This is a genomic window from Halotalea alkalilenta DSM 17697 (assembly GCF_000621205.1).
Classification (GTDB): Bacteria; Pseudomonadota; Gammaproteobacteria; order Pseudomonadales; family Halomonadaceae; genus Halotalea; species Halotalea alkalilenta.
The window spans coordinates 158,647-172,044 of record NZ_KK211227.1; the positions used below are offsets into that span (position 1 = coordinate 158,647).

General features: G+C 67.2%; 17 protein-coding genes. 12 read left to right on the top strand and 5 right to left on the bottom strand.

Going from position 1 to position 13,398, the window contains the following annotated elements:
* Positions 1-28: 28 nt before the first annotated feature.
* From Q376_RS0111825 to Q376_RS0111880, 12 genes are all read left to right on the top strand, one after another.
* The gene (locus Q376_RS0111825; protein ID WP_027350496.1) at positions 29-895 is read left to right on the top strand and encodes a ParA family protein; all 867 of its coding nucleotides are present in this window, start codon (positions 29-31) and stop codon (positions 893-895) included.
* Positions 879-1,127 (top strand): hypothetical protein, encoded by a 249-nt coding sequence (locus tag Q376_RS0111830; RefSeq protein WP_027350497.1) that lies wholly within the window; start codon positions 879-881, stop codon positions 1,125-1,127. Before Q376_RS0111825 ends, Q376_RS0111830 begins: the two co-directional genes overlap by 17 nt.
* Complete coding sequence (locus Q376_RS0111835) at positions 1,120-2,778, top strand: ParB family protein (protein ID WP_027350498.1); 1,659 nt, start codon at positions 1,120-1,122, stop codon at positions 2,776-2,778. The genes Q376_RS0111830 and Q376_RS0111835 overlap by 8 nt, the downstream gene beginning before the upstream one ends.
* Positions 2,779-2,795: 17 nt before the next feature.
* Positions 2,796-3,356 carry a DUF2857 domain-containing protein gene (locus tag Q376_RS0111840; protein WP_027350499.1) on the top strand — a complete coding sequence of 187 codons (561 nt, stop codon included), beginning with the start codon at positions 2,796-2,798 and terminating at the stop codon, positions 3,354-3,356.
* 2 nt (positions 3,357-3,358) lie between these two features.
* Positions 3,359-4,552, top strand: coding sequence for an STY4528 family pathogenicity island replication protein (locus Q376_RS0111845; RefSeq protein ID WP_027350500.1), 1,194 nt, complete (start codon positions 3,359-3,361; stop codon positions 4,550-4,552).
* A 131-nt stretch (positions 4,553-4,683) separates the two neighbouring features.
* Entirely contained in the window at positions 4,684-4,983 is a 300-nt protein-coding gene (gene relB / locus Q376_RS0111850) for a type II toxin-antitoxin system RelB family antitoxin (protein WP_009618210.1), read from the top strand.
* The gene (locus Q376_RS0111855) at positions 4,970-5,257 is read left to right on the top strand and encodes a type II toxin-antitoxin system RelE/ParE family toxin (RefSeq protein ID WP_020651212.1); all 288 of its coding nucleotides are present in this window, start codon (positions 4,970-4,972) and stop codon (positions 5,255-5,257) included. Before relB ends, Q376_RS0111855 begins: the two co-directional genes overlap by 14 nt.
* 28 nt (positions 5,258-5,285) lie before the next feature.
* Positions 5,286-5,477 carry a hypothetical protein gene (locus Q376_RS0111860; protein WP_027350501.1) on the top strand — a complete coding sequence of 64 codons (192 nt, stop codon included), beginning with the start codon at positions 5,286-5,288 and terminating at the stop codon, positions 5,475-5,477.
* A 123-nt stretch (positions 5,478-5,600) separates the two neighbouring features.
* The gene (locus tag Q376_RS0111865) at positions 5,601-6,380 is read left to right on the top strand and encodes a PFL_4669 family integrating conjugative element protein (protein ID WP_027350502.1); all 780 of its coding nucleotides are present in this window, start codon (positions 5,601-5,603) and stop codon (positions 6,378-6,380) included.
* Positions 6,377-6,925: a DUF3158 family protein gene (locus tag Q376_RS0111870; protein ID WP_027350503.1), complete on the top strand. Its 549-nt coding sequence runs from the start codon at positions 6,377-6,379 to the stop codon at positions 6,923-6,925. The genes Q376_RS0111865 and Q376_RS0111870 overlap by 4 nt, the downstream gene beginning before the upstream one ends.
* Positions 6,922-7,305 (top strand): single-stranded DNA-binding protein, encoded by a 384-nt coding sequence (locus tag Q376_RS0111875; RefSeq protein WP_027350504.1) that lies wholly within the window; start codon positions 6,922-6,924, stop codon positions 7,303-7,305. The genes Q376_RS0111870 and Q376_RS0111875 overlap by 4 nt, the downstream gene beginning before the upstream one ends.
* A gap of 281 nt (positions 7,306-7,586) precedes the next feature.
* Positions 7,587-9,602, top strand: coding sequence for a DNA topoisomerase III (locus tag Q376_RS0111880; RefSeq protein ID WP_027350505.1), 2,016 nt, complete (start codon positions 7,587-7,589; stop codon positions 9,600-9,602).
* A 524-nt stretch (positions 9,603-10,126) separates the two neighbouring features.
* On the opposite strand, the gene arsN2 is transcribed toward Q376_RS0111880, so the two are convergent.
* The 5 genes from arsN2 to Q376_RS0111905 are packed head-to-tail and all read right to left on the bottom strand — an operon-like array spanning position 10,127 to position 13,370.
* Positions 10,127-10,957 (bottom strand): arsenic resistance N-acetyltransferase ArsN2, encoded by an 831-nt coding sequence (gene arsN2 / locus Q376_RS25640; RefSeq protein WP_024537140.1) that lies wholly within the window; start codon positions 10,955-10,957, stop codon positions 10,127-10,129.
* On the bottom strand, positions 10,954-12,045 hold the full coding sequence (arsB, locus tag Q376_RS0111890; protein ID WP_011829936.1) for an ACR3 family arsenite efflux transporter: 1,092 nt from the start codon (positions 12,043-12,045) through the stop codon (positions 10,954-10,956). The genes arsN2 and arsB overlap by 4 nt, the downstream gene beginning before the upstream one ends.
* Positions 12,046-12,054: 9 nt before the next feature.
* The gene (locus Q376_RS0111895) at positions 12,055-12,552 is read right to left on the bottom strand and encodes an arsenate reductase ArsC (protein WP_027350506.1); all 498 of its coding nucleotides are present in this window, start codon (positions 12,550-12,552) and stop codon (positions 12,055-12,057) included.
* Positions 12,553-12,564: 12 nt separating this feature from the next.
* The gene (locus Q376_RS0111900) at positions 12,565-13,029 is read right to left on the bottom strand and encodes an ArsI/CadI family heavy metal resistance metalloenzyme (RefSeq protein ID WP_011829938.1); all 465 of its coding nucleotides are present in this window, start codon (positions 13,027-13,029) and stop codon (positions 12,565-12,567) included.
* Between the two features lie 11 nt (positions 13,030-13,040).
* Positions 13,041-13,370, bottom strand: a complete 330-nt coding sequence (locus Q376_RS0111905; RefSeq protein WP_024537143.1) for an ArsR/SmtB family transcription factor — start codon at positions 13,368-13,370, stop codon at positions 13,041-13,043.
* Between the last annotated feature and the right edge of the window lie 28 nt (positions 13,371-13,398).

Below are 13,398 nucleotides of genomic sequence, written 5' to 3' on the forward strand. Positions count from 1 at the left end.
CGGAATCCCTTCCACGAGGAGTCGCGCCATGCAGGTGGTATCCATCATCTCGACCAAGGGTGGCGTCGGCAAGACGACCACCGCAGCGAACCTGGGCGGCTTCATCGCCGATGCAGGGCTACGCGTGCTGCTGCTGGACCTGGACGTGCAGCCCACCTTGTCGAGCTACTTCACGCTCGGCACGCATGCGCCTGCCGGTATCTACGAGATGCTGGCCTTCAACGAGCAGCGTATCGAACAATTGGCTTCGCAGACCGCTGTGGCAGGTCTCGACCTGGTGGTGTCGAATGACCACCGCGGCGAACTGAACACATTGCTGCTGCACGCACCCGACGGCCGGCTGCGCCTGCGTCACCTGCTCCCCGCTCTGTCATCGCACTACGACCTGCTGCTGATCGATACCCAGGGAGCGCGCAGTGTGCTGCTGGAGATGGCGGTACTGGCCTCCAGCCTGGCGCTGTCGCCGGTGACACCGGAAATCCTGGCGGCGCGTGAGCTGAGGCGCGGCACGCTGCAACTGATTGAGGACATCGCTCCGTATCGGCACCTCGGCATCGAGCCGCCACCGCTGCGCTTGCTCATCAACCGTGTGCATCCGGTTTCGTCGAACGCCCGACTGATCCAGCAGGCCCTGCGACAAGTCTTCCAGGCGCACGCTGGCATACAGGTCCTGAACACCGACGTCCCGGCCATCGAGGCCTACCCACGTGCCGCAACACGAGGACTGCCGGTGCATCGCGTCGAGTACCGGCAGCCGGTGGGCCGCACTGCACCTGCGGCGTTGGAGACGATGCGTGCGCTGGCTGGCGAGTTGTTCCCGGCATGGCGGGAGCGCTTCGCGTGCGTTACCGGCAAAGGTCACGCAGGGGGAACCAGTCATGGCCAACGCGCATGAACTGGCCCGCGGCCATGCGCGGCTGCGCGCGCTGATCGAGTTCGCGCTGGGCGAAGGCTGGCACGTGAAACGCACGCGCGGCGGGCACCTGATGTTCACCAAGCCCGGCTGCGCCGCGATCTACACCAGTTCGACCGCGAGCGATCATCGCGCCAGCCGCAACGCTCGCGCGCAGCTTCGCCGCGCCGCTCGACAGGCACTGACGGCATCTCGGGAGAGCAGCGATGGCTGATCCGACGCCGCAGGACATGGCCGCCAAGCTGCTGGCCACCGGATTCGAGCGCAGCGGTCCTTCGGCCGGGGCGTTGACCGACCCCATCGCCGACACACCGATGGTGGTGACGCTGGACGAGCTGCGCCCCTATGAACATGACCCGCGCGTGACGCGCAACCCGGCCTACGAGGAAATCAAGGCGTCGATCCGCGAACGCGGGCTGGACGCGCCGCCGGCGATCACGCGCCGGCCGGGCGAGGCGCACTACATCATCAGGAACGGTGGCAATACGCGGCTCGCCATCCTGCGCGAACTGTGGAGCGAGACCAAGGAGGAACGCTTCTATCGCGTACCGTGCTTGTTTCGGCCGTGGCCGGCGCGCGGCGAAATCGTGGCGCTGACCGGGCATCTGGCCGAGAACGAGCTGCGCGGCGGGCTGACCTTCATCGAGCGGGCCTTGGGCATCGAGAAGGCGCGCGAGTTCTACGAGCAGGAAAGCGGCCAGGCGCTGTCGCAGAGCGAACTCGCGCGGCGGCTGACGGCCGACGGCTATCCGGTGCCGCAGTCGCACATCAGCCGCATGAACGATGCGGTGCGCTACCTGCTGCCGGCGATACCGAACCTGCTCTACGGCGGATTGGGCCGGCATCAGGTGGACCGGCTCGCGGTACTGTGCAAGGCGTGCGAGCGCACCTGGGAGCGGCGTACGCTGGGCCGCACCGTGGCCGTGGACTTCGCAACCTTGTTTCAGGACGTGCTGACGCAGTTCGACACACAGCCGGACGACTTCTCGCCGCAGCGGGTGCAGGACGAACTGGTGGGCCAGATGGCCGAGTTGCTGGAGGCGGATTACGACACGCTGGCGCTGGAGATCGACGACAGCGAAAACCGCCAGCGTGCGCTGACCAGCGAACCGACGGCGCCGAAGCCACCGGCGGCGCCTGTCGTGCCTGCTGCTCCTTCCGCACCGGTCTCCGCGCCTCAGCAGCCACCCGTGTCGTCCGTGCCACGCGACACCAAGCCGGTCGCGCCTTCGGCGCCAGCAGCGACAGCGCCTGCATCGTCCGAAGCGCCGGAAGACCAGCGCGGACCACGCGACGAGCGCCTGCAAGGGCACATCGTGACACCGGCGCCGACCACCGAGCGCCTGCAATCCATCCAGCGGATGGTTGCCAACCAGCTTGGCGACAAGCTGCCCGACTTCGAGGCCGATGCGCTGCGCGCGATCCCCGTACAGGTCGGCGGGCTCTATCCCATCTCGGACGTCTGGTACGTCGAGCCGGGGCTGGACGTGCCGGATCGCCTGCGCGTGCACATCGCGCAGTTCGCGCGCGAGATCGCCGAGGAAGCGGCCGTCGCCGACCACATCGAGGCCAGCGTCGGCGGCATCGGCTTCGTCTGCGCGGCGCCGGCCGTGGGCCACGCGAAGGCGCTGCCAGCATTCGCAAGGGCGGTGCTGACCCTGCTGGATGCGCTGAGTTCGGCGCCACCCACCGCGAACGGCTTGGACCGTGCACTGCTGGCCGACGAGTTGGCGGCGCTGCTCCATGGCCACGGCGGCTCGGCTACACGCCTGAGCGATGCTGCGCTGGTGAAGCTGTTCCGTCTGCTGCGCTTGGCGCGCCGGCTACTGGATCTGGAAGCCGGCGTAGCGAGCCAGGATTCCTGAGCGCAGGAGGCTCCCGCATGTCGGCACCGCACCCACTCAACCAGGCCGTGATCGCCCAGGCCCTGCATGACCTGCGCAACGGCCAGTTGCGCCGCTGCAAGGCGATGGGCTTCGGCGAGGAGGAGCTGGATGCGCTGAAGCACCCCGAACTCGTGAGCATGCTGGTGAATGCCACGGTGTCGTGGTGTTCGGTGTCGGTGAACCGGGAAGTGTTGAAGCGGCTGCTTAGCCAGGTGCACGACGTGGAGCGGGAGATCGCTACGGTGGACCGCATGCTGCGCCTGGGGGCGAGCACGGAGATGGTCAGCAAGTTCTACGGCCTCACGCATCAGGAAGTGGCGCTGCGCCGCGACATCCTCGGGCTGCCCAAGCGCAAGGGCCGGCATCCGGTGCTCGACGAGGCGCAGGACGTGGCCTTGTGGGAACGCTGGAAGGCCGGCGTCGCCGAGCGCCATGTCGCCCTGACCGACGACATGGCGATGCTGGCACTGACCATGGACCTGGCCGACGCCATGAGCCTGCCGATGTCGGTGATCTGGTCGGCGATACGGAACTGGATCGACCAGGGGCTGGTGTAGCCATGGCCACGTCCGGCACACCACGGCGCGAAGGTCCCGTTGCGCTGTCGGCGGTGTTCGACGAGGCGCTGCGGCACCTTGGGCCGCAGGAACCGGCACAGGGCACCGCGCCGGCCGCCGACGGATTCCTCTACAGCGGCAACCGCCATGAGAGCGTGCCGCGCCGACTGTTCCTCGACCGGCGCCTGACCCCGCTGGAGCGCAACGCCTGGCAGGTGTTCCGCCTGCAGCTCAACGACGACGGCGTGACCGCCTTTCCCACCTACGACCAATTGCGCCCCTACCTGGCCTCGATGCCCTGCGGGGCGCAAGCCTCGCACGAGACCGTGGCGCGCGCCCTGACGCTGCTGCGGCTGACGCGCTGGCTGAGCCTGGTGCGACGACGGCGCGACCCGAAGACCGGCCGCATCCAAGGCAACCTCTACGTGCTGCACGACGAACCGCTGTCACCCTTCGAGGCGATGCAACTCGATGCCGACTACCTCGGACTGGTCAGCCAGGCGCTCACGCACGCGGCGAAGGCGGTGCAGATCGTGGGCATGAACACGCTCAAGGAGATTGCCGAAGACCCGCTGCTCAGCGGCCGCACGCTGCCGACCCGCCTGCAGGTGCTGGCGCAGCGCATGGCGCTGCATGGCTGGACGACGCCAGGTTATCCACAGGAGGGTGCGGACCACGAATCCGAAGAAGGCCAGGAAGCCCTTCTTCGGAATGCTGCGTGCCCGTCTTCGGAATCCGAAGCAGGGCCGAAACCCGCGCCGGATAGCTCTCTTCGGATTCCGAAGGAGGACCGTACAGTACGTAATGATCGTATAAATGAAGTACGTACAGTACCGCGCGCGAGGGCCTTGCAGAACCTGCGGCTGCCAGACCGCTTCCAGCGTTTGAAGCACGAGCAGCAGTCCGGCGCGCTGGTGGCCTTGCGGCAGGTGGACGAAGCCCAGCGGCAGGCGGTGCTGGACGAATGGGAGGCGCGCTGCTGCAACAGCTCGGTGCGCAACCCGGCTGGCTACCTGTTCGGCATCATCCAGAAGGCGATCCGTGGGGAGTTCAAGGCCTGGGCGGGCGACAGCGCCACGGTGCCGCCTGCTTCCCGTCCACCCGCGCCGGCACCGGCGCCATCGGCACCGCCGGTATCCCCCGAAGTGGCGCGCGCCCACCTGGCGCGGCTGCGGGCGGCCCTGCGCGACCCGTGACCGGCCGAGCTATCCCCAGGGGATAGCTGGGACAGGGAGCCTTCTGGCGGGCAGTCGGCCCGGCCCTGGCTCTTGCGCGAGTCTCAATTGAGATACAAAATACAGCCTGATGCACAAACAGGAGAGCCGAGATGGCCGCACAGACTTCGATGCTGCACATCCGTGTGGACGACAAGCTCAAGGCCGATGCCGCCGAGAAGCTCGCCGGGGTCGGCCTCACCGTTTCGGACGCCGTGCGCATCCTGCTGACCCGTGTGGTCAAGGAAGGCGCGCTGCCGGCTGGCCTCACGGCCGACCCGGAGGCCTACGATGCCTGGTTCCGGGCGAAGGTTCAGGAGGCGCTGGCCGACACACGGCCGCCGGTGCCGCACCAGCAGGTCATGGACGAGGCGCAGGCCCTGATCGACAGGAAGCGGCGTGCGCGTACTTGAGTGGCGGCAAGCTGCCCGCGCCGACCTGCTGGCGATTGTTGACTACATCTCGGACGACAACCCCGATGCCGCGCAGCGGTTGAAGGACGACATCGAGGCCAAGGCCGCAAAGCTGCCGGAGCGCCCGAAGCTCTACCGGCCTGGCCGCGTGGCCGGCACGCGGGAGATGGTCGTGCGTGCGAACTACGTGGTGGTCTACATGGAGGACACCCGCGCGGTGTCCATCCTGCGCGTGTTGCACGCCGCGCAGCAGTGGCCGCCGGCACGGGAGTGAAGGCGGTTTTCCTCACTGGAGATTCACCATGAATGCCAAGGAGCCTGAAGCAGCCAAACTCAAGGCGCTGCAGGAAGCAGCTTGCATGGGCTGGGCCGACATCGCCGCCGGCCGCCATGCCGATGTCGCCGACGGCCAACTCGAAGGTTTCATTGCACAGTTGGGACAGCAGGCGGCGCTTGCCGTCGCTACCCGCCGCGAGGCTATCCCCAGGGGATAGCTGGGACAGCCAGCCTTCCCGGCACGGACAAACCAGGCGCACGCCGATTGCGGTTTGTTGACTGACGGCCTTCCAGCCGGTGCTGATGCTGGCGACTCGTTCCGTTAATGCGAGTCGTCACCCATGGCCTATGACCCCCTGCAATTGAATCTCGGGTCGCTGCGTAGCGCGATGTCGCTGACGCTGCACACTCATCACGCTTCGCGCATCTGGCACGGCCGTGCGCCGACCGAGGGACGCGCCGGCATCATCGGTCTCAACGGCTTCATCAGCGCCATGAACAAGATGAAGCGCGGCGCCGAACAGGACGATCCGTACTCCGATTTCTGGATGCTGCGTATCGAAGACAAGCTGGAGCAGACCAAGAGCACGCTGCAGGCGCTGCGCGAGCAGGTGGACCAGGCGCTGGCCGGTGTACCCCCGGCGCTGTCGCTGGGCGAGAACATGAACGTGCAGCCGGTGAAGCTGCCGCTGTTCGTGAATGCCCAACTCGGCTTCATGGCGGTGTATTTGCTGGCCGACTACGACGACCTGGCACGCAAACTCATCCTGGCGCACCACACGGCGCTGATCGACCGCAGCACCCTGGAGCGCTGGCTCAATGATGGCGCGCACGCGCTGCGCAGCCTGTTCTCGCTGGCCCAGCAGTACCGCTACTCGGGCACGACGCGCGACGACTTCGCGGCGAAGAACGCCGCGGCGCGGGCGGCGCTGGAGAAGTTCGGCGAGTTGCCGCAGGACGTGCTGGAAGGCACGCGCCGCTCGCGCTTCGCGCCACCGATCGCGCGGCGGACGACCAAGCCCGGCACGCCGCCTGCTGCGCCCGCCATCGAGCCCGATGCGACGGCTCACACGGATGGCGCAGCCAATCCAGCGACGGGTAATGAGGGTGCTGACGCATGACGGCATCGATCCCCATCAGCCACCCCACGCGCTTCATGGCACTGGAACAGGCGGACTTCCAGCGGCTGGAACACGCAGGCTACCTAAAAGGCCTTTTACAGCCTTTTAAGGGTAAGGGGAGTCTGGAGACCTGGGCCAGCCAGTGCGCAGCGCTGCGTGACGACGTGATTGGCCTGGCGCAGCGGCGCGTGCTACCCCAGGCGCACGCCTACCCCTTCAGCCTGCTCGACGTGCAACTGGCCCAGCAGGCCACTGGCGCAGGGACGACCTTCCTGCGCTGGCGCAACCTCGACCGTTCCTCCATGGGCGTGGCGTTGTGGGAGGCCCTGCTGGCCAACCCCGCGACGCCGGCCTCGCTGATCGACGATCTGTACGCGATGGAACTGCAGCGCATCGTGCTGAACATGCAGATCAGCCTGACCCACAGCATCGCTCGCCAAGCCCTGGATTGCGCCAGCAAGGCCGCCCGGGCCGAAGCGGCTTACCTGCGACGTGTCCACGGGCATACCGCGGCCGATCCACCCACCACCAAGGAGTCACCATGAGCACGCACTTCGTCGGCGAGGGCAACATCGGTTCTGCGCCGGACTACCGCGAATTCCCGAACGGCAACGACGAGCCGCGCCGGCTGCTTCGCCTGAACGTCTACTTCGACAACCCGATCCCGAAGAAGGACGGCGAGTACGAAGATCGCGGCGGCTTCTGGGCGCCAGTGGAGCTGTGGCACCGCGACGCCGAGCACTGGAAGACGCTGTACCAGAAAGGCATGCGGGTGCTGGTCGAGGGCCGCACCGTGCGCGACGAATGGGAGGACGCCGACGAGAACGAACGGGTGACCTTCAAGGTCGAGGCCCGGCGCGTGGGCATTCTGCCGTATCGCATCGCGTCGGTGGCGCTCAGCGCCAAGCCGGCCGGCGGACAGTAATTCGCCCATCGCCGTTCCCCCGAGGGCGGCTGTAGCAACCGTCATACGCCCGCGATGCACCAGCGAGCTATCCCCAGGGGATAGCTCCAAGGTCGTCCACGGAGTTCCAGCCGCCCTCCCGAAACGACGCTCTTGCTGTGCCAGCACCTGCGGCTGCGCCAACGGACCGCCTGCCGATCACAAAGCGGTGTCTGCATCAATCGGCTTCCTTGCTGCCGGCATCTCCCGGTCCCGCCAAGCTGACGCCCATCCGATGACCCGCACATTTCCAAGGAGGCTTCATGCGCGTGTTCCTGTGCGAGAAGCCGTCCCAGGGCAAGGACATCGCCCGTGTGCTGGGTGCCGGTCAACGCGGCAACGGCTGCTACAGCGGCGCCGGTGTCGTCGTGACCTGGTGCATCGGTCATCTGGTGGAGGCGGTTCCGCCCGAAGGTTACGGCGAGCAATACAAGCGCTGGGCCCTCGAGCAACTGCCCATTCTTCCTGAGCGTTGGCGTGTCGAGCCCAAGGCGGCGACCGCAGCGCAATTCAAGGTCGTGCAGCAGTTCGTCGCCAAGGCGAGCGAGTTGGTGATTGCGACCGACGCCGACCGCGAGGGCGAGATGATCGCCCGCGAGATCATCGACCTATGCGGCTACCGCGGGCCGATTCAGCGCCTGTGGCTGTCGGCGCTCAACGATGCGTCGATCCGCAAGGCGCTGGGTGCGCTCAAGCCGTCCGCCGAGACGCTGCCGCTGTATTTCTCCGCACTCGCCCGATCGCGCGCCGACTGGCTGATCGGGATGAACCTGAGCCGCCTGTTCACGCTGCTGGGCCGCCAGGCCGGCTACAACGGCGTGCTATCGGTCGGGCGCGTGCAGACGCCGACGCTCAAGCTGGTCGTGGACCGTGATCGCGAGATCGCGCGCTTCGTCTCGGTGCCGTTCTGGGCCATCGAGGTCGCACTGTCGCATGCAGGCCAGACCTTTGTCGCAAGCTGGACACCGCCGCAGGGTAGCACCGACGAAGCCGGCCGTTGCCTGCAGCAGCCGGTGGCGCAGCAGGCCGCCGAACGCCTGCGCGCGGCCGGCACCGCCCAGGTGCTGTCGGTGGAGACCGAGCGCGCGCGCGAAGGCCCGCCGCTGCCGTTCGACCTCGGCACCTTGCAGGAAGTGTGTTCCAAGCAGTTGGGCCTCGACGTGCAGGAGACGCTGGACATTGCCCAGGCGCTGTACGAGACGCACAAGGCGACGACGTATCCGCGCTCGGATTCGGGCTACCTGCCCGAGAGCATGCTGGCCGAGGTGCCGGCCGTGCTCGACAGCCTGGTCAAGACCGATCCCAGCCTGCGGCCGTTGATCGACCGCCTGGACCGCCAGCAGCGTTCGCGAGCGTGGAACGACGGCAAGGTCACGGCGCATCACGGCATCATCCCCACGCTGGAGCCGGCCAATCTCTCGGCGATGACCGACAAGGAGTTGGCCGTCTACCGGCTGATCCGCGCCCACTACCTCGCGCAGTTCCTGCCGCATCACGAGTTTGACCGAACGGTGGCGCAGCTCACGTGCGGCGGGCAGTCGCTGGTGGCGGTCGGCAAGCAGATCGCGACGGCCGGATGGCGCCAGGTGCTGGCGGCGCCGGCCCTTGACGACACGGACGGAGAGGATGCACGGTGCGGCCAAGTATTGCCAGCGTTGAAGGCTGGCGATGCCTGTCAAGTCGGTCAGGTCGAGCTGAAGGCATTGAAGACGCTGCCGCCCAAGCCCTACACGCAGGGCGAGCTGGTCAAGGCCATGAAGGGCGTCGCCAAGCTCGTGACCGACCCGCGCCTGAAGCAGAAGCTGAAGGACACCACGGGCATCGGCACCGAGGCGACGCGCGCCAACATCATCAGCGGGCTGCTGGCCCGCGGCTATCTCTTGAAGAAAGGCCGCGCCATCCGCGCATCGGATGCTGCCTTCACGTTGATCTACGCGGTGCCGGCGGCCATCGCCGACCCGGGCACGACGGCGGTGTGGGAGCAGGCGCTGGACATGATCGAGGGCGGCCAGATGACGCTGGACACTTTCATCGCCAAGCAATCGAGCTGGGTCGCCCAGCTCGTGCAGCAGTACCGCGGCGCCACGCTCGACCTCAAGCTGCCGCCCGCGCCGAACTGCCCGCAGTGCGGCGCCCCGATGCGCCAGCGCAGCGGCAAGAACGGCGCGTTCTGGTCGTGCAGCCGCTACCCGGACTGCAAGGGCACGGAGCCGGTCGAAACCGCGACAGGCAAGCCCGCAGCGCCAAGCCCGCGGCGTCGGTCTCCGAAGGCGAGCTGACGCCCACGTTTCCCTCTGCCACGCCGGCTGCTGCCGACGGCGGGGCAAACCTCCCGCACCCCGCGGGACTCCCCAGCGCGCGTTCCCTTCTGCAACGGTGTGCGCGTCCTGCAGGCCCATCACGGCCTGCTGGGCGAGAAGGTCATTTCTCCCCGGATCGCGTTCGCCGCGGTTCCGCTGATCGACGTGCTTCCGCCGATACGCGAGCGGTCTCCTGACGCCTTGGTGTGCAAAACTGCGAGGCGCCAGGAGACCGCTTGCGGTCGACGGTATTCGGTGCCGGTGCCCGCCGGCGGAACAACGGGCTCCCTTTGTGCGCGTATGCGTGCCAAAGGTTTCCGGCCCCAGCCACGAAACGGGCCGGGTGCGATTGCTGATGCAGCGAACGGCTTTGACGACGGCCCGCGCTGACGCAGCCCACAGGTGGTTTTCCTTCCTCTCCAGCCGAAGGCCCGCGTGGCCTTCGGCGATTAGTCATTTCACTGATGCACCTCTGTGTCCCGGGATGTCCTTGTGAGGGCACATCACAGTGACATTCGACGTCCAAGCAGCACGGCGCTCGAAGGACAAAGGCTTGCGGCCTGCCGTGTGGCAAGGATGGCCGCCGGTGCGGCGCTGCGCTCGATTGGCTTGAAGCCCGCGCGCTCGAAGAACGGCGCAGCCGTCGTGGTCAGCAACCAGGCGTCGCGCCCGCCCTCGTCGAAGGCACGGCGCAGCAGCAGTGCGAACATTCCGCCGCCGATGCCGCGATGGCGTGCGTGTGGCAGCACCACCAGGGAGCGCACGAGCACGTCTCGGCCCAGGCGCTCGAAGCCGCCGTAGCCCACGCGCTCGCCGGACACCGTGGCATAGGCGAAGAAGCTGCGCCCTGGTTCGGCCAGGTCGTCCGTGGGAAGCACGGCCTCTTGCAAAGCCAGGGCGAGGTCCGGGTCGCTGCCGGCGATCGGCGTATCCACCAGCAGCGGCGTGCCATCCTCCTTGCGGTTCTCGCCCGCCGGTCGTTGCGGCAGCAGGTCGATCACCATGTCCGAGGGGCGGCACAGGCGCACGCCCGAGCGCGACACCACGATGGGCCGATTGATGAGGATCGGGTACGCCAGCATCTGATCGATCAACTGGTCGTCGCTCCAATGCGCGGCATCCAGGCCCAGTTCCTTGTAGGGCGTGCCCTTGATGCGCAACACATCCCGCACGCCCATGCCCATCCGCGCGATCAGCGCCTTCAAGGTCTCGCGGTCGGGCGGCGTCTTCAGGTACTCGATGACCGTGGGCTCGATGCCGCTGGCGCGGATCAGCGCCAGCGTGTTGCGCGACGTGCCGCAGTCCGGGTTGTGGTAGATCGTGACGGTACTCATGCCGGATGCCTCGCTGCGTTGCGCGGGGCCTGTTCGTACCAGGCGCGGGAACGGTTGACCACGCGCACCACCAGCAGCATCACCGGCACTTCGATCAGCACGCCGACCACGGTGGCGAGGGCCGCGCCGGAATGGAAGCCGAACAGGCTGATGGCCGCTGCCACTGCCAGCTCGAAAAAGTTGCTGGCACCGATCAACGCCGAGGGACACGCGATGTTGTGCTTCTCGCCGACCCTGCGGTTGAGCCAGTAGGCGAGGCCGGAATTGAAGAACACCTGGATCAGAATGGGCACGGCGAGCATGGCGATCACCAGCGGCTGTCGCAGGATGGCCTGGCCCTGGAAGGCGAATAGCAACACCAGCGTCAGCAGCAGCGCTGCGATTGAGAGCGGGCCGAGGCGCTCCAGCGCGCGGTCGAACGCGGCCTGTCCACGACGCAGCAGCGAGCGGCGCCACACCTGCGCGAGGACGACGGGGATGATGATGTAGAGCACCACTGAGGTCAGCAGCGTGTCCCACGGCACGGTGATCGCCGACAGGCCCAGCAGCAGCCCGACGATGGGCGCGAAGGCGAACACCATGATGGTGTCGTTCAGCGCCACCTGCGACAGAGTGAATACCGGGTCGCCGCCGGTCAGTCGGCTCCACACGAACACCATCGCTGTGCACGGTGCGGCGGCCAGCAGGATCAGGCCGGCGACGTAGCTGTCGAGCTGGTCGGCCGGCAGCCAGTCGGCGAAGACGTGGCGGATGAACAGCCAGGCCAGCAGTGCCATCGAGAACGGCTTGACCGCCCAGTTGACGAACAGCGTCACGCCGATGCCACGCCAGTGCTGGCGAACCTGGCCGAGCGCGCCGAAATCCACCTTGAGCAGCATTGGGATCACCATGACCCATATGAGCAGGCCGACCGGCAGGTTGACCTGGGCCACTTCCATGCGGCCGACGGCCTGGAACGCGCCAGGCGCGAGCTGGCCCAGGGCGATGCCGGCGACGATGCACAGCAGCACCCACACCGTCAGGTAGCGCTCGAAGATGCTCATCGAGAACGATGGCGTGGCGGCGACGGCTTCTGTCTGTACGGTCATCGTGCTACCTCACTGCTTGCCGATGACGCGCAGCTCATGCTGCAGCGACATGGCATCGAGCCGTTGGAGCGGCAGCGACAGGAACAGCTCGATGCGACGCTTGAGCGTCAACGCGGCGTCCATGAACGCCTTGCGCTGCTGTTCCTCGCTGCCTTCGACGGCGGCCGGATCGGGCACGCCCCAATGGGCCGACACCGGCTTGCCCGGCCATACGGGACACACCTCGCCAGCGGCGTTGTCGCAGACGGTGAAGATGAAATCGAACACCGGCGCACCGGGCGCCACGAATTCGTCCCAGCTCTTGCTGCGGTAGCCGGTCGTTGGCAGGCGCAGGCGCTCCAGCGTGGCGAGCGCCAGCGGGTGGACTTCGCTCTTGGGGTGGCTCCCCGCCGAGTAGGCGCGAAACCGTCCCAGGCCCAGTTCGTTGAGGATGCCTTCGGCCAGGATGGAACGCGCCGAATTTCCGGTGCAGATGAACAGCGCGTTGTAGGTGGTTTCAGTCGTCATCGATGCCTCGCGTCAGCAGCAAGAAGCAGCCCGTTTCGCGGCGGCGCGACTGTCACTCGGCGCGCAGCAAGCTGGAGCTGTGCTCGGCGCGGGCTGCGGCGCTTCGTTGAACACGGGGATGTTGCCCAGCGTGTGGAAATGCTCCCAGGCCACGCCCTGCGGGTCGGTGACCCAGTGCTTCTCACTGCGTGCATAGCAGCAGGTCGTGGTGCCTTCGTCGAGCAGCGCCATGTCGGCAGCCTGCGCGCGGGCCTTCAGGGCGGTGAGTTCGTCGGCGTCATCGGTCTGGATGCCCAGGTGGTCGATGCCCGGCTTGCTGCCGCGCGTGGAGATGGCGAAGTTGACCGGCGGGTCTTCGAGCATCCACTTCGCGTAGTCGGCCTCGATGCGAGCCGGCTGCGCGGCGAACAGTTGGGAATAGAAGCCGATGCTGCGATTCAGGTCATCGACGTGCAGGTGGACGTGGAAGCGTTTCATGGAGGTTCCTTTCAGCAGGAGGCGCAGGCACGGGTGGATTCATTGGCCTCGCACACGCCACCTTGGCAGCAGTGCTCGGTCAGGTAGCCGAGCAGCCCGTTCATGTGGGCGAAGTCGGCGCGGTAGATCAGGTTGCGGCCCTGTTGCTCGATGGTGACGAGGCCGGCATGGGCCAGCTCCTTCAGATGGAAGGACAGGGTGTTGCGGGCCACGTCGAGCTGGTCGGCTAGGACGCTGGGCGTGAGCCCTTCGGGGCCGGCGACGACCAGGGCGCGGAACACGCGAAGGCGCTGGGTGTGGGCCAGGGCGCCCAGGGCGGAAACGGCTTGGGTCTCGTTCATAGTTCAATAATACAACATCTATTGAATA

What these genes read in the sequence shown, in the direction of transcription:
- Q376_RS0111825 (WP_027350496.1), top strand. Translation starts at nt 29, where the DNA reads ATGCAGGTGGTATCCATCATCTCGACCAAGGGTGGCGTCGGCAAGACG.
- Q376_RS0111830 (WP_027350497.1), top strand. Translation starts at nt 879, where the DNA reads ATGGCCAACGCGCATGAACTGGCCCGCGGCCATGCGCGGCTGCGCGCG.
- Q376_RS0111835 (WP_027350498.1), top strand. Translation starts at nt 1,120, where the DNA reads ATGGCTGATCCGACGCCGCAGGACATGGCCGCCAAGCTGCTGGCCACC.
- Q376_RS0111840 (WP_027350499.1), top strand. Translation starts at nt 2,796, where the DNA reads ATGTCGGCACCGCACCCACTCAACCAGGCCGTGATCGCCCAGGCCCTG.
- Q376_RS0111845 (WP_027350500.1), top strand. Translation starts at nt 3,359, where the DNA reads ATGGCCACGTCCGGCACACCACGGCGCGAAGGTCCCGTTGCGCTGTCG.
- relB (WP_009618210.1), top strand. Translation starts at nt 4,684, where the DNA reads ATGGCCGCACAGACTTCGATGCTGCACATCCGTGTGGACGACAAGCTC.
- Q376_RS0111860 (WP_027350501.1), top strand. Translation starts at nt 5,286, where the DNA reads ATGAATGCCAAGGAGCCTGAAGCAGCCAAACTCAAGGCGCTGCAGGAA.
- Q376_RS0111865 (WP_027350502.1), top strand. Translation starts at nt 5,601, where the DNA reads ATGGCCTATGACCCCCTGCAATTGAATCTCGGGTCGCTGCGTAGCGCG.
- Q376_RS0111870 (WP_027350503.1), top strand. Translation starts at nt 6,377, where the DNA reads ATGACGGCATCGATCCCCATCAGCCACCCCACGCGCTTCATGGCACTG.
- Q376_RS0111875 (WP_027350504.1), top strand. Translation starts at nt 6,922, where the DNA reads ATGAGCACGCACTTCGTCGGCGAGGGCAACATCGGTTCTGCGCCGGAC.
- Q376_RS0111880 (WP_027350505.1), top strand. Translation starts at nt 7,587, where the DNA reads ATGCGCGTGTTCCTGTGCGAGAAGCCGTCCCAGGGCAAGGACATCGCC.
- arsN2 (WP_024537140.1), bottom strand. Translation starts at nt 10,957, where the DNA reads ATGAGTACCGTCACGATCTACCACAACCCGGACTGCGGCACGTCGCGC.
- arsB (WP_011829936.1), bottom strand. Translation starts at nt 12,045, where the DNA reads ATGACCGTACAGACAGAAGCCGTCGCCGCCACGCCATCGTTCTCGATG.
- Q376_RS0111895 (WP_027350506.1), bottom strand. Translation starts at nt 12,552, where the DNA reads ATGACGACTGAAACCACCTACAACGCGCTGTTCATCTGCACCGGAAAT.
- Q376_RS0111900 (WP_011829938.1), bottom strand. Translation starts at nt 13,029, where the DNA reads ATGAAACGCTTCCACGTCCACCTGCACGTCGATGACCTGAATCGCAGC.
- Q376_RS0111905 (WP_024537143.1), bottom strand. Translation starts at nt 13,370, where the DNA reads ATGAACGAGACCCAAGCCGTTTCCGCCCTGGGCGCCCTGGCCCACACC.